Source organism: Streptomyces liliiviolaceus, assembly GCF_018070025.1.
Lineage (GTDB): Bacteria > Actinomycetota > Actinomycetes > Streptomycetales > Streptomycetaceae > Streptomyces > Streptomyces liliiviolaceus.
In genome coordinates, this window is record NZ_JAGPYQ010000001.1 from 5,600,600 (window position 1) to 5,619,421 (window position 18,822).

Here is an 18,822-nt window from a genome sequence, read left to right on the forward strand (position 1 = left end):
GTGGTGCTCGCCTTTCGAAGTCGCCCGGTGCGTCGTCGAGTTGTCGGGCGGCTCACCGTTCAACTCCGCGTCCGGGACCGCCTGCGGCTCCGCCGACCGCGACAAGTCCCGAGGCGCCGGTGTCACCGGTCCCGGTGCCGGTCTGTCGGTCGCCGCCGGCCCCCAGCACCCGGTCGAGGACGGCTCCGGCGCCTCCGCCGGGGAGTTCGGTGCCGCGCCAGGCGACGTGCTGGTCGGGGCGTACGAGGACGTTGCCGGTGCCGTAGACCGCGCGGGCCTCGGGGTGGGTCAGGTGGATCACGGCGAAGGGCAGCGCCCGTGCCGCGGCCTCCGCCACGAAGGCCTGCTCGACGCCACGGTCCTCGGTGAGCACGAGCAGGGCCAGGGAGACACCGATGCGGTCGTGGAGTGTGCCGCCGTACGGATCGACGTGTCCGTCGGGAGCACGGTGGCCCGGTCGCGGGTCGTCCTCGTAGACGTCCGCACGCCAGCGGGGTTCGGAGTCGAGCTGGCCGGGTTCGTACCAGATCGCGCTCGACGCGTCGTAGCGCTCGTCGAAGGTGACGCCCGCCGCCGGGTCCCGGTCCCTGCCGAGCCGTTCGCCGATCTCCTGCCGGCGCCGTACGGCCTCCGGTCCGAGGTCGGCGTCGTCGGGGATGCCGCCGCGGCGGATCTCCGCGAGGGTCGACTGGGTACGGCGGGCGCGCTGGAGCGAGTGGTCGGCGATCCGCCAGTTGTGCCGGCGGCGCTCCTCGTCGTAGGAGTCGAGCAGCGTCGTCGGCGCGTGGCCGCCGATCACCGCGGCCAGTTTCCAGCCGAGGTTGACCACGTCCCCGAAGCCCTCGCCGAGGTTGCCGCCGGGGGTACGGACATGCGCGGCGTCGCCGGCCAGCAGGACCCGGCCACGGTGGAACGTCTCGGCGATCCGGGTGGCGTGGTAGAAGGTCGTCGCCGAGACCAGTTCGAGGTCCAGGTCGAAGCCGAACGCGGCCCGGCCGATCTCCAGCAGCTCGTCCTCGGTGGGCTCGTGGTCGAGCGGGTACGGGCCGGCGTAGACCCGCCATTCGCGGGTGCTCACCGCCGCCAGGAAGCCTGACGCCTTCGCGTTGACGACGATGTTGCTGCCGCTCGGCGCCGCGCCGACGCGGTCGCTGATGTCGCCGGTACGGACGATGAGCCGCAGCCGCTTCTCCGCGGCGTGCTCGCCCTCGCGCTCGATGCCGGCCAGCCGTCGGGTGGTACTGCTCCCGCCGTCGGTGCCCAGCACATAGGCGGCACGGACGGTACGCCGCTCACCCCCGTCACCAGCCACGCCAACGCCCACGACCTCGGCGTCGACGCCGTCGGCGTGCTCGTGCAGGGCCCGCAGCTCCCAGCCGCCCGCGACGCTCACGCCCTGTTCCCTCAGCCGGTCGAGGAAGACCTGCTGGAGCACGGTCTGCGGCCGTCGCAGCGCTTCCTCCGACGCGTACGAGGTCGTGGGGCGCCGGGAGTTGAAGGAGGGGCGCGGCAGCGGGACGAGTTCGTGTCCGGCCAGGGAGGTGACCAGTCGGGTGCCCTGGTTCCACTCCGGTGGGTAGGTCCAGGCGTCGCGGATGCGCTGGAGCAGCCCCCAGCGCCGGAAGTGTTCCACCACGCGCGGGGTGTGTCCCATCGCGCCGGCCCGTACCAGGGTCGCGGTACGGGCGCGGTCCACGACGGCGACGCGGACGCCGCGTCCGGCCAGTTCGACCGCGGCGGAGAGGCCGACGGGGCCCGCGCCGACGATCAGCACGTCCACCGTGTCCGGCGGGGTGGCGGCCGGGAACCGTACCGTGTGGACGTCACGCCCGCCCGTCGCCGACAGTTCGCTCATGTCGCTGTCCTCAGTCGTCCGCGAGGCTGGGCTCGCGGGTGTTGCGGTTGGCGGGGACCGGCAGGCCGAGGTTGCCGCGCAGGGTGTCGGCCGCGTACTCGGTGCGGAACAGTCCGCGCTTCTGGAGGATCGGGACGACGCCGTCGACGAAGAGTTCCAGGTCGGCGTTGTTGCGGAAGGCGAGGTTGATGCCGTCGAAGGTGCCGGCGTCGAACCACTTCTCGATGGTGTCGGCCACGGTCCCCGGCGCCCCGACGAACGGCGATCGACGGAACTCGCTGACGGAATCCGCCACTTGACGCAGAGTCAGGTTCTCAGCCTTCGCCCGCTCGATCAGCTTGGACGCGCCGGTTCGGCCACCCTTCTCGGCGAGGTGCGCCACGTCCGGGAACGGCGCGTCCAGGTCGTGCGCGCTGAAGTCGTACGCGCCGAAGGAGCGGCCGAGCAGGGCGAGGTTGCCCTTGAAGTCGTTGTCCTCCTCGAAGATCTCCCGCTCGCGGCGCAGGGCGGCCTCGTCGGTGGCGGCGACGATCGGTCCGCCGTGGATGAAGATCTTGATGTGCTCGGGGTCGCGGCCGTACGAGGCGGTGCGCTTCTTGATGTCGGCGTAGTAGTCCTGCGCCTGCTGCAGTGAACCGCCGGGCGCGTAGATGCCCTCGGCGACCTGCGCGGCGAGGTCGCGGCCCTCCTCGGAGACACCGGCCTGGAAGATGACCGGCTGGCCCTGCGGCGAGCGCGAGAGATTGAGCGGCCCGGCGACCTTGAAGTGCTCGCCCTCGTGGTCGAGCGCGTGCAGCTTGGTCGGGTCGAGGAAGATGTCCCGCTCGACGTCGGCGGGGAACGCGTCGTCCTCGTACGAGTCCCACAGGCCGCGGGCGACCTTGACGAACTCCAGCGCCCTGCCGTAGCGGGTGGTGTAGTCGAGGTGCTCGTCGAGCCCGTAGTTGCGGGACGTGCCGGTGTCGAAGCTGGTCACCACGTTCCAGCCGGCCCGGCCGCCGCTGATGTGGTCGAGGGAGGCGAACCGGCGGGCGAGGTTGAAGGGCGAGTTGTACGTCGAACTCGCCGTGCCGACCAGGCCGATGTGCCGGGTGTGGGTGGCGACCGCCGACAACAGGGTCAGTGGTTCGAGCCGGTTGAGATAGTGCGAGGGGTAGGTCGCGTTGATGAACTGGCTGTCGACGACGAACAGGGCGTCGAACAGGGCGTGTTCGGCCGCCTGCGCCTGCTTGATGTAGTAGTTGATGTCGATGCTGGCGTTCTTCGCGACGCTCGGGTCCTTCCACAGACCGTGCTGGCCGGGGCCGCCGACGCCGTAGGGGTGCAGGGCGAGGTGGATCGTGCGGGGCATGCGGATTCCTCTCGGTGGTGCGGAAGTTGAGGGGTGTAGGGGGTCGTCGGCGCACCGAGGTGCGTGGGCTCAAGCGTGCAGCAGCGCGCGGAGCCGGTCGCGTTCCGCGCGGTCGGCCGAGGCGCTGCGCAGGGTGGGCGCGGAGCCGACGAGCAGCCGGGTGTAGACGTGCTGCGGGTCGGTGATGACCTCGCGGGCCGCGCCGACCTCGACGAGTTCGCCCTGGTAGAGCACGGCGATGCGGTCGGCGACACCGGCGACGGACCCCAGGTCGTGGGAGATGAAGACGAGGGCCACGCCCGCCGCGCGCAGGTCCTTGAGGATCTGCAGGATCTGGACGCGGTTGGCGGAGTCGAGGGCGCTGACCGGCTCGTCGAGGATGACCAGCTTAGGTTCGGTGACCAGTGCCCGGGCCACCGCGACCCGCTGGCGCTGACCGCCGGACAGCTCCCCAGGCAGCCGGTCGAGCAGGTCCTCGGAGAGTTGCACGCGGGCGAGGAACGTACGCGCCCGGCGGGCCGCTTCCTGTCGTGCCACGCCCTGGATGAGCAGCGGCTCGATGAGCGAGTCCTCGATGGTGAGGTCGGGGTCTAGGCTGCGCAGCGGGTCCTGGAAGACGTACTGGACGACGCCTCGGCGGCGCAGCCTGCGCCACTGACGGCTGCCGTACGCCCCGACGTCCTCGCCGCCGATGACGATCCGGCCCGCGGAGGCGCGTACCAGGCCCAGGACCGTACGGGCGAAGGTGGACTTGCCCGATCCCGTCTCGCCGATGATGCCGACGGTCTCCCCGGGAGCGACGCTCAGCGAGACGCCGTGCAGGGCGCGGCGGCGCTGTCTGCGGGATCCGTAGTGCACGTCGAGGCCGGTGACCTCAAGGACGGCCCGCCCGTCCGTCCCGGCGTCGGCGGGCCGCTGTTCCTGCTCGTCCTCGGTGGTCACGATGCCTCCTGCGGCGTGAGGAACTTCTCCAGGCCGTACTGGTCGTGCTCGGCGATGAGCAGTCGGGTGTACTCGTGGCGCGGACGGTGGAGCACGTCGCTCGTCGGACCCTGTTCCACCACCTCGCCCTCGCGCATGACGAGGACCTCGTCGCACAGCTGGGCGACGACGGCGAGGTCGTGGGAGACGACCACCAGGGCGAGCCCGGCCTGTTCGCGCAGTTCGGCGAGGAGGTCGAGGATCTCGGCCTGGACCGTGACGTCGAGCGCGGTCGTCGCCTCGTCGGCGATGAGGATCTGCGGGTCGGCGGCGATCGCGGCGGCGATCAGGACGCGCTGGAGCATGCCGCCGGACAGTTCGTGCGTGTACTGGCCGTAGACCAGTTCGGGGTCACGCAGTTGGACGGCCTGGAGCAGTTCGACGGCACGGTGGCGTGCCTCGCGCCGCTTCAGGCCCTTCTTGACCCGGATGACCTCGGCGATCTGCGCGCCCACCCGGATCGAGGGGTTGAGGTAGGACGCCGGGTCCTGGAAGACGGCGCTGATCGTGGCGCCGCGCAGAGCGGTCCACTGCTGGGGGGTCAGGGTCGCGATGTCGGTGCCGGCGATCTCGACGGAACCGGCGGAGACCTCGAAGTGCGGGGGCAGGATGCCCAGGGTGGCCCGGCAGGTGAGGGTCTTGCCGCTGCCCGACTCGCCGACGATGCCGACCGTTTTCCCCGGGGTGAGTTCGAAGCTCACACCGTGGACGATCTCGCGGTCGGTGACCCGGTCGCTGATGCGCACACCGCGCACGGCGAGCACGGGGGCGGCCGTCGCGCCGGCCGTGGAAAGCTCACCAACGGGCTCGGTGGCGGGCGAGGCGGCACTCAGGGTCGTGCCGGGTGCGGCCTTCGCGGACAGCGTGGTCATCACGCACCTCCGGTGGATACGGGGTCGGGCTTGCCGAGGCGATTGGCGCGGGCCTTGCGGGTGTTGACGAAGGCCCGGCCCGCTTCGCCGGAGACGTCGCGGATCGCGTCGGCGAGCAGGTTGCTGGCCCAGACGGTGATCATGATCAGTACCGCGGGGGCGAGGGGCGCCCACGGCTGGTAGCTGAGGTAGCCCAGGTCGGAGGCGAGCAGTCCGCCCCAGGTGGGGGCGGGAGGCTGCACGCCGATGCCGAGGAAGGTGAGGCTGGAGACGATGATGAAGCCGACACCGATGGTCTGGGCGAGCGCGACGGCGATCGGCGGGAGCACCTTGACCCAGACGTGGCGGCGGACGATCCAGCCGGTCGAGGCACCCGCGACGAGCGCGGCCTCCACGTACGGCGAGCGGGCGACGGCCAGGGTGGCGGCGCGGGCCACCCGGTAGAAGAGCGGGGAGACGAGGGCGCCGGTGACGAGCATGGCCTGGGTGATGCCGTTGCCCAGGAGGGCGATGACGGCGACCGCGAACAGCAGGAACGGCAGGGCGACCAGGGTGTCGGCCAGCCGCAGGGTGAGCCATTCGAAGGTCCGGCCGAGGTAGACCGACAGGATGCCCGGGATCGCGCCGACGACCAGGGCCATCACGGCGACTTCGAGGGAGCCGAGCACGCTGACGCGTGAGCCGTCCAGGAGCCGACTGAAGGTGTCCCGGCCGAGGTAGTCGGTACCGAGCCAGTGGGACCCGGAGGCCGCGGCGAGGGTGTTGTCGCTGGTGGCCAGGGGGTTCTGCGGGGCGAGCAGCGGGCCGAGGACCGCCAGCAGCGCGATCAGGGTGAGGATGACCACGGCGATCCGGCCGGAGGTCAGGGTCAGGACGCGGCGCACCATGGTCATACCCCCCGCTGGGATGCCGGCGTGACACGTGCCAGCACCAGGTTGACGATCAGGTTGAAGAGGACGACCAGGACGATCGACACCACGAGGACCCCCTGTACGGCCGGTACGTCGCCGGCCTGGGCGGAGTCGTTGGCGAACCTGCCGAAGCCCTGCAGGCCGAAGATCCACTCGGTGACGACGGAGGCGCCGACCAGTGCGGGGAACTTCAGGCCGAGGGTGGCCAGGGCCGGGCCGATGCCGTTGCGGAGCACATGGCCGAGGAAGATCCGACGGGGACTCAGGCCCCGTACGACCGCGCCCGTCACGTAGTTCTCGCGGTAGGCCGCGACGAGAGAGCCGCGGAGCTGGCGGGCCACGTCCGCGACGACGTCGAAGCTGAGCGCGAGCGCAGGCAGCGTGATGTGCGCGAGCCAGGGGCCGACCCCTTGTTCCGCCGGGATGTAGCCGGCGGAGGGGAACAGGTGCAGTCCCACGGCGAAGACCGCGACCAGCACGATGCCGACGACGAACGCGGGCATCACCGAGATCAGGGTGACGAAGCCGGTGATGGCCCGGTCGATCCAGGTGGTGCGCTTGAGCGCCGCGAGCGTGCCGAGGGTGAAGCCGAGGACGACACCGATGATCAGCGCGAACGTGGCGACGGACAGGCTCACGCCGAGGCCCAGGCCGATGAGCGTGGAGATGTCGGCGCCGTTGGTCCAGCTGGTGCCGAGCTGTCCGTGCAGGACCCCGGTGAACCAGTCCCAGTACTGGACCAGGAACGGCCGGTCGAGACCCCACTGGGCCTCGACCCGCGCGATCGCCTCGGGGGTCGCCTCCTCGCCCAGCTGGATCCGCGCCGGGCTGAGTCCGCTCATCGACCGCAGCGCGAAGGTCACGAAGGTCGCGACCAGGAAGACGGGCACGAAGATCGCGACCGACCGGGCCAGGGTGACCAGGAGGCGGCCGAGCGTGTGCCGCACCCTGGTCCCGACGACCCCGCGACGGCGGGCAGGCGGGGCCTGTTCCGCGGTCGTCGTCATGGGCTTGCCCCTCTCTTGTGGTGGGTTCTCGACTGGGACGGGTGTCAGCTGCCGGAGATGGTCACGCCGGTCCAGTCGATGTGGGCCGGGTTCTTCGGCAGGTCGGAGATCGACTTGCTCTTGGCGATGAGGTTCGGCTGGGAGTAGGTGAAGACCAGCGCCTTGCTCTCCAGGCCCGCCCGGGTCGCCGCCTGGAGCACCTGCGTGTAGTCGGGGGCGTCCAGCGGGGTCTTGCGCACCTTGGCGATGGCGGCCTCGAAACCGTCCGGCTCATACGGAGTGCTGAGGTTCAGCGGGCCGTTGGGGCCGAAGTGCGCGGTGAGGGTCTGCGCCGCGGAGTCCCGGCCGGTGGTCCCGTACAGCGAGAAGGTCAGGTCCTTCGCGAAGAACGGGGTGGCCCAGTTCTTGTCGATCTTGATGGTGACCTTGATGCCGACCTTGGCGAGCTGCGACTGGACGATCTCCGCCTGCGGGTCCTCCGCCGGGATGACCAGGTTCAGCTTGATGTCACCGGACTTGTAGCCCGCCTCGGCGAGGAGCTTCTTCGACTTCGCCGGGTCGTAGGGGTAGGCGTTCTCCGACTCGGGGTCGTAGGCCTCGTACCCCTTCGGGAACGGCTGGTCGGTCACCTCGCCGTAGCCGAAGGTCAGCTTGTCGACGAACTCCTTGCGGTTGACCGCGTGGCGTACGGCGTCGACGACCTTGTCGTTGTCGAAGGGTGCCTTGTTGACGTTGAGGCTGAGGTTGGAGGCGTTGAAGCCCGGCTGTACGAAGACGTCCAGGCCGGCCTTCTTGGCAGCGGACGCCTGACTCGGGTCCAGGTCGGCGAAGTTGTAGACACCGGTCTGCAGTCCGGAGACGACGGTGGAGGCGTCGGGGGCGGAGGTCAGCTCGACGTTGTCGATGTGGATGTTCTTCGCGTCCCAGTAGTCCGGGTTCTTCTTCAGGAGCGCCTTGGTGCCCGGGATGACCTGGGTGACGACGAACGGGCCGGCGCCGACCGGGTTCTGGTCCAGCTTCTCGGGGTTCTTGGCCGCCTTGGGGCTAGCGATCTGCAGGACGCGCTGACCGAGCAGCTGGGGGATCTGGTAGTCGACCTGGCTGAGGTGCAGGACGGCGTCGAGGCCGTTCGCGTCCACCGACTTGATGGAGGTCAGGTCGCCGAAGAGCGCCGAGTTCTTCTGCTTCTGCGCCCTCTCGATGGCCGCCTTGACCGCGGCGGCGTCGACGGGCTCGCCGTCGCTGAACTTCAGGCCGGAGCGCAGATGGAAGGTGATCTCGTCGCCCTTGTCGTTGTACTCCCAGCTCTCGGCGAGGTCGGGAACGGCCTTGCCGCTCTCGTCCGTACGGGTCAACGAAGCGTAGGTGAGGGCGAGTTCACGGAACTGCGCACCGCTGCCCCCGACGACCGGGTCCCAGTGGGTGGGGAAGTACGAGGAGGTCCACTTCAGCGTGGAGGAGCCGCCGCCCGAGGCGGCGGAGTCACCGCCGCAGGCGCTCAGCACGGGGGTGAGTACGGCGACGAAGGCGGTTCCGAGGGCTGCGGCCCGCAGGCGGCCTGCCCCTCGGGACGAACGGCGGTCCGCTCCGGGGCGGCGGGTGATGAGGTGAGCGGGCATCTCGTTCTTCCTGTGGCGGGCTCCGGCCGGGGCCGGGGCAGAAGGAGCAAGGCAGGAGGACCTGACCCTCCGCGTGCGGAACGTCGACTCGGATCGGACCCGGACGGGTGACTCGGCCCCGGATCGGGTGGCACGGACATGCCGGGGAGAGCGCCGGCGCGCGCTCGGGGCGCGCGGCGCTCAAGGCGAGAGCGTGCGGGATCGCGGGACTACCGGGACGGGAGGAGTCGACGGGCTCGCGGAGGGGCGGGCCGGGAGGTGGAGAAGGTGTGCGACGGGGCACGGAGAGGAAGACGCAGAGGCGGGCACGGCTCGGCCGAGGACTGGAATGCCAGTACCGGAGGCGGCGGTCAGGCGTCTGCGGACCGGGGACGGCGAAGGGTCAGCGACAGAGTGCGCTGCTGGTGCGCCGCAGGTCCACGTAGCGGCACACCACACCGGGGTGCGTCGTAAGCATGGTGCTCATCCTGGGGGCTGCCGCAACCGACTGTCAATGGACACCAATTGGTGTCTCATTGGGCGGGACGGCGTCCGTCGCAGTTCACAGCCTCGGCCGGGATGGATTCAGGGTGCGGCGGGGTGGGTCGCCGCCTCGTCGGGGTGCAGCCACAGGGGTCCGCCCGCCGTGTCCACGCGCACGGCTCCCGGGGGCGGCCAGTGGCCCTCCGTCAGCAGCAGCCGCTCCGGATCGGTGAGGCTGCGGTAGCGCTCCAGCGCGTGCGCCGGAGTGAGCCGGGCGGGGGCAGCCGACAGCCCGGGGCTCAGCTCCTCGACGGCCGCCGCGTACTCCTCGAAGGGTCGCCAGCCGGGTACGACGCGGTACTCGTCCGCGGTCCGGACGAGCAGGGTCGGCAGGGCGTACCGGTGTCCGCCCTCGTCGGTCTCCTTGGCCGCGCCCGGATGCGGGGACCCGCCCTGCGCGGAGAGCACCTCGGCCACGGGACGGCGGGCCTCCAGCCGGTCGGCGCGCACCTGTTCCAGCACCGCCCCGGAGGCGGCGTCGAGCGCCAGCCGCCGCGTGTCCAGATCCGGTACGCCCTTGACCGCGGCCAGCGCCAAGTCGGGGGTGTCCGCCGGTTCCCCGAGCACGAAGACGCTCTCCCGCAGCCGCCGCAGCACCCGCTCGGCCACCTCCTCGCCCTGCGGGACGGCGGCCTTGGCGACGAGCGAGGAGGGCCAGGAGTCGGCCGGCATACGGCTGAGCCGCACGGGGCGCGGGGCCCGGCTGTGCGAGCTGATCTCCTCGACGTAGCGCGCGTACCAGGCCGTCTCCGCCGCCGGGTCCGGTGGCGGATCGTCGTCGTGGTCGAAGAGGATCGCGTACGCCCGCCGCCAGCGGACCCGGCCGGCCAGCGCCGCCCGCAACTTCCGGAAGACGGGCTCCGATCCCCAGGCCCAGGGGCACAACGGGTCGGTGTACTCGACGACTTCGACCGGCGCCGGGGCCAACGACCGGGCGGACAGTGACGGTTGGGGCTGCGGCCCGTCGCTCACGCGGCGCCTCTCCGGGCAAGCGCTTCGGTCCGCGCCGCTCCCGCCGCTCCCGCCGCTCCCGTCACGCCCCTCGCGCCCGTCGCACCACCGGCGAGCAGCGAGGTCAGCGTCACCCCGCCCAGGACCGCCGCGGCGCCCGCCTCGACCTCGCGCCACACGTCGGGCAGCCCTGTCGCGGGGCCCGGGTAGTCGAGACCCGCCAGCGGCTCACCCCGCAGGGTGATCAACTCACCGTCCACGGCGCGCGTGACGTCCAGCAGGGTGATCTCCTCGGCGGCTCTGCCGAGCCAGTAACCGCCCTCGCAGCCGCGCTGGCTGCGCACCAGGCCGGCTCTGCGCAGTTCACCCACCACGGACTTCAGGAAGCGGAAGGGGATCTCCTGCGAGGAGGCGATGGCTTCACAGGTGAGCGGACGGGAAGGTTCGCGGGCGAGCTCCAGCAGCGCCCTCATGGCGTAGTCCGCCTTCGCGGAAATATGCATGTGCACATCATGCCTGAGGAGCGGGCCGGCAGGCGGTGCTTCGGCCGCCTGTTTCCCACATTGCGGGAACATTGCCGCAGGTGAAAGCCAAAGGACACCTCTTGACATCCTTTTCGGGACCGCTCTAGCGTCGCCGCCATGAGCGAGCCGCTGACGACCCCCGGTGAGGGCTTCCACCCGCACCTCCACGACACCCCGGACCAGCCGACCGCACCTCTGCGCAGCCGTCTGCACCACATCCGCGCCGACTCCCTGGACGGCGACACCGCGCAGAGCGGCGGCATGCGCAGGTTCGCGGCCGTCAGCGGAAAGACCGTCGGCTCCGAGAAGCTGTGGATGGGCCAGACGCATGTGGCGCCCTCGACGGCCTCGTCCGACCACCACCACGGTGAGTCCGAGACCGCCATCTACGTGGTGAGCGGGCACCCGGAATTCGTCTTCATCGACGACTCGGGCCAGGGCGGATCCGAGGGCGGGGAGCCGAAGGAGGTACGCCTGCGGACCTCACCCGGCGACTACATCTTCGTACCGCCGTTCGTCCCGCACCGGGAGGAGAACCCGGACCCGGACGACGAGGCGGTGGTCGTGATCGCGCGCAGCACACAGGAGGCGATCGTGGTCAACCTCCCCCAGCTGTACGCGCTTTCGCCGGACGAGTCCTGACGCTCCGGGGGGCCCGGCGCCCGGAATGAGTCAGGTCGCGACCGGGTCGGCCGGTTGCGCACCCGCGGCCAGCAGCACGTCGATCGTCTCCGGATGGGGCCCGGTCATCGCCCACTCCAGCGGGGAACGGCCCGTGCCGTGGTCCTCGCGGAGCCCGGGATCGGCACCGTGCGCCAGCAGCGCACGGACCGTCTCGACGTGCCCCCAGCAGGCGGCCCCGCACAGGGGTGTGCCCTCCGCACCGCGCCCGCTCTCGATGTCGGGCGGAGCGCCGGCCGCCAGCAGCCGGAGAACATTGCCGGTGGCACCGTGGACCGACGCGGCGTAGAGCGGCGTGGTGCCGTCGGTGTCGGCCGTCCCGGGGTCGGCACCGGCCCGCAGGAGAGCGCCGATCCGGCTGCTGTCGCCGAAGGTCGCGGCATCGACGAGCCGTCGGGACAGCTTCTTCTGCCGCCGCCTGTTCACACCGACTCCCCCTTCACATCCGACCCCACAGCGGTCTCCCCACCCGCACGGAACTCATGAACGACCTGGATCCGACCGACGGGGATCCCGACGCTATCGGCAGCTCCGGCGGCGCGGCCAGCGGGTTTTTGAGCGGGCGCTTCGCGGACGGCCGAGGTCGGGGCCGTGTTCCGTGGTGGGTGGGGATCGGGGGACGCAAGAGGGTCCGGACCTTTAAAGGTCCGGACCCTCTTCGACAGTAGCGGGGACAGGATTTGAACCTGCGACCTCTGGGTTATGAGCCCAGCGAGCTACCGAGCTGCTCCACCCCGCGTCGACAACGCCTACCGTACGCCATCATCGAGGGCCCCGATGACCACCCACCGCGACCACGGCGCCTCCGTACGGCTCTCCCGCCGCGGATCCGGAGCGTGTGAGGGTCTGGCGCAGCTCCCGCACGAGCCGTGAATCGGCTGAGGACGCGGGTAGTCGAAGAACGCACCCGGCCATGCACGCGGGTGTGGCGGCCGCCGTCGCCTGTCTGCGACGCCGGCGGCCGCCGGCGCGAGGACTCGCGTCGTCCCCTGACGCGAGGGCCTCGCGCGGGATCGTCCTCGCGGCACTCGGGGCGCGCGGGAGTACGCCCCAACTCGAAAGGCCGGGAGGACGAGGGACCGGGGTCCGCGCAGAGCATCGCGGGATGCGGACTCCGGTTTCCCGGTTGGCGTGGTGGTCTCTCCGGGCCCGGGGGCTGGGGGCCGACTGCGGGTACCCGCCGCGGCGGGCCGGCCGACTGCCCGTGCAGGAGCCGGTGTCTCTGCCCGAGATCTTAGAACGTGGCCGGTACGAGGCAAGAACGCGTTTCGGCCCCGACGGGCGGGACGCACCGGATCGCGTGGGGTCGGACGCACCCCGGGCCCATCACTGTGACCCCACCGCCGATAATCGCCGCATGGTGGCCCCGCGCAGCACGGGCACCGCGATCGGAAGGAAGGCGGGCAATGGTCTCGTACGTCATCATCCCCGGGATCGACGGTTCGGACGAGCGGCACTGGCAGAGCCTTTGGGAGAAGCGGTGGGGCGGCTCCGCGGTCCGCATCGCACCGGCCTCGTGGAGCAACCCCGAGCTGTCGGACTGGCTCGACTCGCTCCAGAGGGCCTACGAGTCCGTCGCACACCACGACAGCGAGGTCGTGCTGGTGGCTCACAGCCTCGGCTGCTGGACGGCCGCGGAGTGGCTGGACCGGGTGCGGCCCGCCGGGGTCGCGGCGTTCCTGGTCGCGCCGCCGAACACCCGCGCCGCGTCGTTCCCGAGCCGGGCGGCGGCCTCGTTCGTGGACGTGACCGCCCGCCCGCTGCCGTGCCGGAGTCTGCTGGTGGCGAGCGACGACGACCCGTACTGCGATCCGACGGCGTCCGCCGCCTTCGCGCGCGCGTGGCAGGCACGACCGCACTTCGTCGAGAACCGCGGCCACATCAATTCGGCAAGCGGTCTCGGCGACTGGCCGGCCGGGCGGGAACTCCTGCGCGCGCTCGTCGACGAATCGACGGCGTAGGCCCGCGGCCCGCCTGCTCCGACCCGTGACTGGATCGGTCCGCTTCGGGACCCGATACGGCATGTCGCGGCGCCCCTCACGTGGCTCAGACTCTGGGCATGAACCGCGCACTGATCGTCATCGATGTCCAGGAATCCTTCCGTGCCCGTCCGCTGTGGGCGACGATCTCCGACCCGAAGATCGCCGATCAGGTGAACCGGCTGGTCCGGCTCGCCCGCGAGGCCGGGGACCTCGTGGTGTGGGTGCTGCACTGCGAGCCCGGCAGCGGCGATGTCTTCGACCCGGCCCTCGGCCATGTCCGGCTCATGGACGAACTGGAGCGGGCGGAGGGTGAGCCGCTGGTCCACAAGACCTCGCACAACGCCTTCACCACGACCAACCTCCAGCAGATACTCACCGAACGCGGTGTCCGCGAACTCGTCGTCTGCGGCATCCGTACCGAGCAGTGCGTGGAGACCACCACACGCGTCGCGAGCGACCTCGGCTACCAGGTCACGTTCGTCACCGACGCGACCGCGACGAACCCCATCCCGCACCGTGACGCTCCCGACGACCAGAGCGTGGCCGACCTGCTGGCCGACCCTCGTACGCTCTCCGCCGACGAGGTCGTCCGGCGCACCGAGTACGCGCTCGCCGGACGGTTCGCCACCATCGCGACGGTCGACGCGCTGGAGGCCGCGGCGGAACATCGGGCATGATGACCGGATCGTGAGCCACATCGTCTTCTTCCTGGTGCCCGGAGTCCATCTGCTGGACCTGGCCGGCCCCGCGCAGGTCTTCTCCACGGCCGACGACTTCGGGCACCCGTACACGCTCTCCTACGTCGCCGAGCGGCCGCAGGTCCCCACGGCGCAGGGGCTGCCGCTGGTCGCCCGGCTCGACTGGCCGGAACTGGGGCCCGAGGACCTGGTCCTGGTACCCGGCTGGCGGGCGGGCACCCTGGCCGACAGCCCCGCCATCGGGACCGCCCCTCTGCGGGCCCTGCGGGACCACCACGCCAGAGGCGGCACGGTGGCCAGCGTCTGCGCCGGGGCCGAGGCGCTCGGTCTGGCCGGTCTGCTGGACGGCCGCCACTGCACGACCCACCACGACGTGCAGGACGAACTGGCCTCGCGCCATCCACGGGCGCTGGTCGTCCGGGACGTCCTGTTCACCACGGACGACCGGGTCGTCACCTCGGCCGGCATCGCCAGTGGCATCGATCTGGCGCTGCACCTGGTCGCCACCCGGCACGGGCCCGCGGTCGCCGCCCAGGTGGCCCGGGAGATGGTCGTCTACGCCCGCCGCAACGGCCATGAACCGCAGTCCAGCGCGATGCTGCGGCACCGTTCCCACCTCGACGACACCGTGCACCGGGCGCAGGACCTCATCGACGAGCGCTTCGACCAGCCGCTCCCCCTGCCCACCGTGGCCTCGGCCGTGGGCGTCAGCGAACGCACCCTCACCCGCCTCTTCAGCCGCGCCACCGGGCTGACGCCCCTGCGCTATCAGCAGACCCTCCGCCTCGAACGCGCCCAGCACCTCATCAGCCACGGCGCGACCATGGACGCCGCGGCCCGTTCCGTGGGCTTCGAGGACCCGCGCATGCTGCGCCGTCTGCGCGCCCGCACCACCTGACCGCACCTCCGCACGGTCCGGTCGAGGAGCGGTTCGTCGCCATTGTCCGGTCGAGGAGCGGTTTACCGGCGTCGGGCTCACCCGCCCTCCCTTCGGCTCCAGTTGTGTCAGGAAGAGGTGACATCTCCGGGTAAAGTTGTGCCGGTGCTTGGGCAATAGGCACGCCCCCTCCATGAACCTCTCCGTCGGAAGTGGAAGTTCATGCGGGTTTCCCGTCGTGCCCAAGCTGCTGTAAGGAAGACCGCCCCGTGAGACAGGACCCACCTCACCCACTCCCCCGCAACACCCCTCGTTCCGCCGCCGCACCGGAAACGGTCGCGCCGGAACCGGGTGAGACGGCGGGGCAGCGCAATCGGCGTCTGGCACACATAGGTGTCGCCCATGCGCAGCGGGTGTTGACCGGCCGTTACCGCCTCGCCTCGCAGCAGGAGGCGTTCGAGCTGCTGCGGCAGACCTCGCAGCGGTTCAACATCAAGCTGCACACGCTGGCCGACGCCGTCCTGCACACCGCGGCTCCTGACACGGACGCCGAACTGTGGTTCCCCAGCCGCGCCCGCTACACCCCGCCGCCGCTTCCGAACCTGGCGGTGGACGAGTCGAGCCGTACCAACCACGGGGTGGTCCTGAGGAACGCGATGCGGCGCGTACTGCACATCACCGAGACCACCATGGGCAACGTACAGCTGTCGGAGCAGGGCATGCTGCGCATGGAGAAACACACCGGGCTGAACCAGGAGTTCACCGATTTCTTCGCCTTCGTCAGGGACTCCACGACGTCCTGCGCACAGTCCGCCGAACAGCGCCAGCAGATCACGGTGAAGGACGTGGCGGTCGCGGACGTCTTCGACGACGAGTCCCGGCACGCGATCCTTCAGGCAGGCAGCCGGGCCGCGCACAGCGTGCCGCTGGTCGGCCGCAAGGACCGGGTCGTGGGCATCATCTCAAGCCATCACGAACAGCCCCTGTCCGACTTTACCCGTGCGCAACTCGCCGCGCTGGAAGCCCTCGGCACACAGGTGGGACGCTGGTTGCTGTGGCACCGGCACACCATCGTCCTGGACGCGCTGGAACAGCTCCATGCCGCCGCCACCGCACAGGGCGTCGAGGGCGGCGATGGTGTTCAGGGCGGTCAGCCGGACTGACCCGCCGAGCGTCCCCACAGTTCTCGCAGGGCGGCGTTGACGGCGGCGGGCTGCTGCGTGTGCGGGTAGTAGCCCGGCACACGCAGCAGCCGGGCGCCGACACCGTCGGCCACGGCCTCGGCGCACACCATCAGCGGTTCACCCACATAGGTGCGGTACGGCTCCGGCGCGTCCTCCCACGTCCCGCAGATCACCAGTTTCGGCCAGGGGGCGGCCCGTACGGGTTCCAGCGGAACTCTCGCTTCCCATACGGGGCGTTCCCGCATCGAGGTGGCCACGGCCCGCAGCCGCTGTGCCGTGGGTTCCGGCATCGCCAGCCCGATGCCTTCCGTCGAGGCCCGCAGGAACTGCTCCGGCGTGACGGGCTCCGGAGCACCGGCGCCGGCCCGCACCCTGCGGTACAGATCCGCGACCACCGGATGATCGGCGGCCGCCGAGAACACGGAGGGCTGGATCAGGGCGAGGGAACGTACGAGATCGGGGCGGCGCCCGGCGGCGAGCACGGCGGCCAGACCGCCGTTGCCGTGACCCACCAGGTGCGCGCCGCCGGCCTGTCGCGCGAGCAGTTCCACCAGGTCGTCGGCGTCGGTGTCGAAGTCGCTGCGCTCGGTGTCGGGGCTGCCGCCGTAGCCCCGACGGTCCACCAGCAGCAGGCGGTGACGGTCGGCCAACGGCCGCTGGGCCGCGAACCCGTACATCTCGTCGCTGCCCCAGGTGAAAATGTTGTGCGCGAATACCGCGGAAGCCCCTTCGCCTCCGCCCCCGACTACGCCCTCGTCTCCACTCCCAGCTACGCCCCCGTCTCCGCTCTCGCGCCCGCTCCCGTCCCCGCTCTCATCTCCGCTCTCGTCCCACACCGTCACATGCAGCACGGTCATCGCGGGCCTCCGTCTCCCCGGCCCTGGCCCTGGCCGGTCAGCTCAGTCATCGGCTCGTCCGGCTTCGGCGCGGCTCAACTCCTTGTAGCGGTCCCACAGTTCAGGCCGCGTGTCGTCCATGTACCAGGCACGCAGGAAGAGTTCCAGGAAGGCGCTCTCCGCCTCGTCGCCACCGCGTCGGTGGACGTCGGGGTCCGACTCGACCCAGGCGGCCACCGGCCGCCATCCGTCCGGCTCCTCGGCCACGGTCACCCGGAAGACCGCGTTGCCGGTCCAACTGCGGTGCAGCGAAAGCTGATCGCCCTCCAGGTACGCGTCCCACTTCTCCTCCATGGCCAGGGCCCGCACTCCGTGCCGCACCCGCTGCCACTGGCCCGGCGTCCAGACCAGCCGAGGCACCGGAATGCTCTCGGGACGCCGCAGCGGCGTCACGTCGTCACCCAGGCCGGCACGGGTGAGGTCCTCGCCCAGTTCGCTCTCCGCCACCCACTCCGGCAGTGCTTCGCTCGCGGCGCGCCATGCGGCGGGGATGCCCGCCGTGCCCACGCGCGCGGCGATGATCCCGCCGACGATCGCGCACGTGGTGTCCACGTCCCCGCCGACCGACGCGCACGCCCACAACGCCTCCTCGTAGTCCTCCAGGTGCCGGGCCGCGCACCAGAGGGCGAAGGGCACGGTGTCCGCCGCGCTCACCCGCCGCCCGTTGCCCAGCCGATGTGCCGCGTACTCGGCGTGGGGCCGGTCCAGCAGTTCCCGGGCCTCGGCGACACCTGCCCGGATCCGGCCCGCCGGGGTCAGCTCCTCCACCGTCGCCAGCAACTGGGCTCCGGTCACCGGGGACACCCGGCCGCGCGCAGCGCAGGCGGCGGCCACGGCGATCGCGGCGGCTCCGGCCACGGCCTCCGGGTGCGTGTGGGTCACCCGTGCCTGCCGGCCGGCCTGGGCGGCCGCCTCGCCCGGGTCCACGGCGAACCAGGCCCCGAGGGGCGCCACCCGCATCGCGGCCCCGTTGCCCCACGACCCCTGGCCGTCGAACAGGTCCGCGGCCAGCTCCTGCCACCTGCCGCCCTCCCGGACCAGCCGCAGCAGCCGGTTCATCGCCGGACCGTAGCCGCGGTCGAAGTCGTGCCGTTGGGCGAAACCCTGCGCGAGGTCGTACTGGTCCACGCTGCCGCGCCGTCGCAGCACCTCGAAGACCGAGCATGCCATCTCGGTGTCGTCCGTCCACGGCCAGAGCGCGGCGGGCAGCCTGCGCTCCCGCAGGCCGGGGAGATTCTCCGGTACGAAGAACTGGGCGCCGAAGGCGTCACCCACCGCCAGGCCGCGCAGGGCGTCACGGGCGGCGGAACGGTGGTCGGAAGAGTGGTCGAAGGGGCGGACGGGCGAGGCGTCGGAGGAGGGGAGATGGGTGGACATCCGCCTCATTCTGCCAAGTTTTCCGGCCGGCGCACGAGGTTAATTTCCCGAGAACTCATCGGACGAGACGGTGAAAATCTTCGCGGTTGTCATTGACATGCCAGCGTCTACGCGCGTCATCATGGTGGGCATGAGATTCCCCCCACGAATCACTCGCATCGGCGCCGCAGCCGCCGTTCTGTCCGCTCTTCTCGTCGGCGGCACCACGACCGCCAACGCCGCGGGCACGTCCGCCTCGGCCGTCGGCAGCATCTGCTACGGCAGTCTGCCGTCCCAGGCACACGACACGCTGGACCTGATCGAGCAGGGCGGTCCCTACCCCTACTCGCAGGACGGAAGCGTCTTCCAGAACCGGGAAGGCATCCTGCCCAGCCAGTCGACCGGCTACTACCACGAGTACACGGTGATCACGCCCGGCTCCTCCACGCGCGGTGCCCGTCGCATCGTCACCGGTGAGGAAGTCCAGGAGGACTACTACACGTCCGATCACTACGCCTCGTTCAAGCTGGTCAACTACAGCTGCTGACCGGCACG

General features: G+C 71.2%; 17 protein-coding genes, 1 tRNA gene and 1 pseudogene. 6 read left to right on the forward strand and 13 right to left on the reverse strand.

Going from position 1 to position 18,822, the window contains the following annotated elements:
• Positions 1-52: 52 nt before the first annotated feature.
• From J8N05_RS24395 to J8N05_RS24435, 9 genes are all read right to left on the reverse strand, one after another.
• Positions 53-1,855, reverse strand: coding sequence for an FAD-dependent monooxygenase (locus tag J8N05_RS24395; RefSeq protein WP_210885967.1), 1,803 nt, complete (start codon positions 1,853-1,855; stop codon positions 53-55).
• Between the two features lie 10 nt (positions 1,856-1,865).
• Positions 1,866-3,206 carry an LLM class flavin-dependent oxidoreductase gene (locus J8N05_RS24400; protein ID WP_210885969.1) on the reverse strand — a complete coding sequence of 447 codons (1,341 nt, stop codon included), beginning with the start codon at positions 3,204-3,206 and terminating at the stop codon, positions 1,866-1,868.
• A 69-nt stretch (positions 3,207-3,275) separates the two neighbouring features.
• The gene (locus J8N05_RS24405; RefSeq protein WP_210885971.1) at positions 3,276-4,148 is read right to left on the reverse strand and encodes an ABC transporter ATP-binding protein; all 873 of its coding nucleotides are present in this window, start codon (positions 4,146-4,148) and stop codon (positions 3,276-3,278) included.
• The gene (locus tag J8N05_RS24410) at positions 4,145-5,059 is read right to left on the reverse strand and encodes an ABC transporter ATP-binding protein (RefSeq protein WP_210885973.1); all 915 of its coding nucleotides are present in this window, start codon (positions 5,057-5,059) and stop codon (positions 4,145-4,147) included. The genes J8N05_RS24405 and J8N05_RS24410 overlap by 4 nt, the downstream gene beginning before the upstream one ends.
• A complete protein-coding gene (locus J8N05_RS24415; RefSeq protein ID WP_210885975.1) occupies positions 5,059-5,946 on the reverse strand; it encodes an ABC transporter permease in 888 nt (295 codons plus the stop codon). Before J8N05_RS24415 ends, J8N05_RS24410 begins: the two co-directional genes overlap by 1 nt.
• Positions 5,947-5,948: 2 nt before the next feature.
• Positions 5,949-6,977, reverse strand: coding sequence for an ABC transporter permease (locus J8N05_RS24420; RefSeq protein ID WP_210885977.1), 1,029 nt, complete (start codon positions 6,975-6,977; stop codon positions 5,949-5,951).
• 44 nt (positions 6,978-7,021) lie between these two features.
• Positions 7,022-8,596, reverse strand: a complete 1,575-nt coding sequence (locus tag J8N05_RS24425; protein ID WP_210885980.1) for an ABC transporter substrate-binding protein — start codon at positions 8,594-8,596, stop codon at positions 7,022-7,024.
• 564 nt (positions 8,597-9,160) lie between these two features.
• Positions 9,161-10,090 carry a DsbA family oxidoreductase gene (locus tag J8N05_RS24430; RefSeq protein ID WP_247706457.1) on the reverse strand — a complete coding sequence of 310 codons (930 nt, stop codon included), beginning with the start codon at positions 10,088-10,090 and terminating at the stop codon, positions 9,161-9,163.
• A complete protein-coding gene (locus tag J8N05_RS24435) occupies positions 10,087-10,572 on the reverse strand; it encodes an RrF2 family transcriptional regulator (RefSeq protein ID WP_210885984.1) in 486 nt (161 codons plus the stop codon). The genes J8N05_RS24430 and J8N05_RS24435 overlap by 4 nt, the downstream gene beginning before the upstream one ends.
• A 138-nt stretch (positions 10,573-10,710) precedes the next feature.
• Between J8N05_RS24435 and J8N05_RS24440 the strand changes: the two genes are divergently transcribed.
• The gene (locus J8N05_RS24440) at positions 10,711-11,235 is read left to right on the forward strand and encodes a cupin domain-containing protein (protein ID WP_210885987.1); all 525 of its coding nucleotides are present in this window, start codon (positions 10,711-10,713) and stop codon (positions 11,233-11,235) included.
• A 30-nt stretch (positions 11,236-11,265) separates the two neighbouring features.
• Here J8N05_RS24440 and J8N05_RS24445 read toward each other — a convergent pair whose 3' ends face one another.
• Positions 11,266-11,700, reverse strand: a complete 435-nt coding sequence (locus tag J8N05_RS24445; protein ID WP_210885990.1) for an ankyrin repeat domain-containing protein — start codon at positions 11,698-11,700, stop codon at positions 11,266-11,268.
• 239 nt (positions 11,701-11,939) lie between these two features.
• A tRNA-Met gene (locus J8N05_RS24450) sits at positions 11,940-12,013 on the reverse strand.
• Positions 12,014-12,680: 667 nt separating this feature from the next.
• On the opposite strand from J8N05_RS24450, the gene J8N05_RS24455 reads away from it, so the two are divergent.
• The 4 genes from J8N05_RS24455 (at position 12,681) to J8N05_RS24470 (ending at position 15,994) form a co-directional block, all read left to right on the forward strand.
• On the forward strand, positions 12,681-13,235 hold the full coding sequence (locus tag J8N05_RS24455) for an RBBP9/YdeN family alpha/beta hydrolase (RefSeq protein WP_210885993.1): 555 nt from the start codon (positions 12,681-12,683) through the stop codon (positions 13,233-13,235).
• A 98-nt stretch (positions 13,236-13,333) separates the two neighbouring features.
• Positions 13,334-13,933, forward strand: coding sequence for a cysteine hydrolase family protein (locus J8N05_RS24460; RefSeq protein ID WP_210885996.1), 600 nt, complete (start codon positions 13,334-13,336; stop codon positions 13,931-13,933).
• A gap of 10 nt (positions 13,934-13,943) precedes the next feature.
• Complete coding sequence (locus tag J8N05_RS24465) at positions 13,944-14,852, forward strand: GlxA family transcriptional regulator (protein ID WP_210885999.1); 909 nt, start codon at positions 13,944-13,946, stop codon at positions 14,850-14,852.
• Between the two features lie 248 nt (positions 14,853-15,100).
• The gene (locus J8N05_RS24470; RefSeq protein ID WP_210886001.1) at positions 15,101-15,994 is read left to right on the forward strand and encodes a GAF and ANTAR domain-containing protein; all 894 of its coding nucleotides are present in this window, start codon (positions 15,101-15,103) and stop codon (positions 15,992-15,994) included.
• On the opposite strand, the gene J8N05_RS24475 is transcribed toward J8N05_RS24470, so the two are convergent.
• Both J8N05_RS24475 and J8N05_RS24480 read right to left on the reverse strand, forming a co-directional pair.
• On the reverse strand, positions 15,982-16,872 hold the full coding sequence (locus J8N05_RS24475; protein ID WP_210886004.1) for an alpha/beta fold hydrolase: 891 nt from the start codon (positions 16,870-16,872) through the stop codon (positions 15,982-15,984). The genes J8N05_RS24470 and J8N05_RS24475 overlap by 13 nt on opposite strands.
• A 483-nt stretch (positions 16,873-17,355) precedes the next feature.
• A pseudogene (locus J8N05_RS24480) lies at positions 17,356-18,288 on the reverse strand (ADP-ribosylglycohydrolase family protein); the annotation flags it as partial.
• Between the two features lie 130 nt (positions 18,289-18,418).
• On the opposite strand from J8N05_RS24480, the gene J8N05_RS24485 reads away from it, so the two are divergent.
• Entirely contained in the window at positions 18,419-18,814 is a 396-nt protein-coding gene (locus J8N05_RS24485) for a ribonuclease domain-containing protein (RefSeq protein WP_210886007.1), read from the forward strand.
• Positions 18,815-18,822 lie beyond the last annotated feature (8 nt).

Bases quoted from the DNA above. Each gene is read 5' to 3' on its own strand.
- J8N05_RS24395 (WP_210885967.1), bottom strand. From the start codon at position 1,855: ATGAGCGAACTGTCGGCGACGGGCGGGCGTGACGTCCACACGGTACGG.
- J8N05_RS24400 (WP_210885969.1), bottom strand. From the start codon at position 3,206: ATGCCCCGCACGATCCACCTCGCCCTGCACCCCTACGGCGTCGGCGGC.
- J8N05_RS24410 (WP_210885973.1), bottom strand. From the start codon at position 5,059: ATGACCACGCTGTCCGCGAAGGCCGCACCCGGCACGACCCTGAGTGCC.
- J8N05_RS24415 (WP_210885975.1), bottom strand. From the start codon at position 5,946: ATGGTGCGCCGCGTCCTGACCCTGACCTCCGGCCGGATCGCCGTGGTC.
- J8N05_RS24420 (WP_210885977.1), bottom strand. From the start codon at position 6,977: ATGACGACGACCGCGGAACAGGCCCCGCCTGCCCGCCGTCGCGGGGTC.
- J8N05_RS24425 (WP_210885980.1), bottom strand. From the start codon at position 8,596: ATGCCCGCTCACCTCATCACCCGCCGCCCCGGAGCGGACCGCCGTTCG.
- J8N05_RS24435 (WP_210885984.1), bottom strand. From the start codon at position 10,572: ATGCATATTTCCGCGAAGGCGGACTACGCCATGAGGGCGCTGCTGGAG.
- J8N05_RS24440 (WP_210885987.1), top strand. From the start codon at position 10,711: ATGAGCGAGCCGCTGACGACCCCCGGTGAGGGCTTCCACCCGCACCTC.
- J8N05_RS24455 (WP_210885993.1), top strand. From the start codon at position 12,681: ATGGTCTCGTACGTCATCATCCCCGGGATCGACGGTTCGGACGAGCGG.
- J8N05_RS24460 (WP_210885996.1), top strand. From the start codon at position 13,334: ATGAACCGCGCACTGATCGTCATCGATGTCCAGGAATCCTTCCGTGCC.
- J8N05_RS24475 (WP_210886004.1), bottom strand. From the start codon at position 16,872: ATGACCGTGCTGCATGTGACGGTGTGGGACGAGAGCGGAGATGAGAGC.
- J8N05_RS24485 (WP_210886007.1), top strand. From the start codon at position 18,419: ATGAGATTCCCCCCACGAATCACTCGCATCGGCGCCGCAGCCGCCGTT.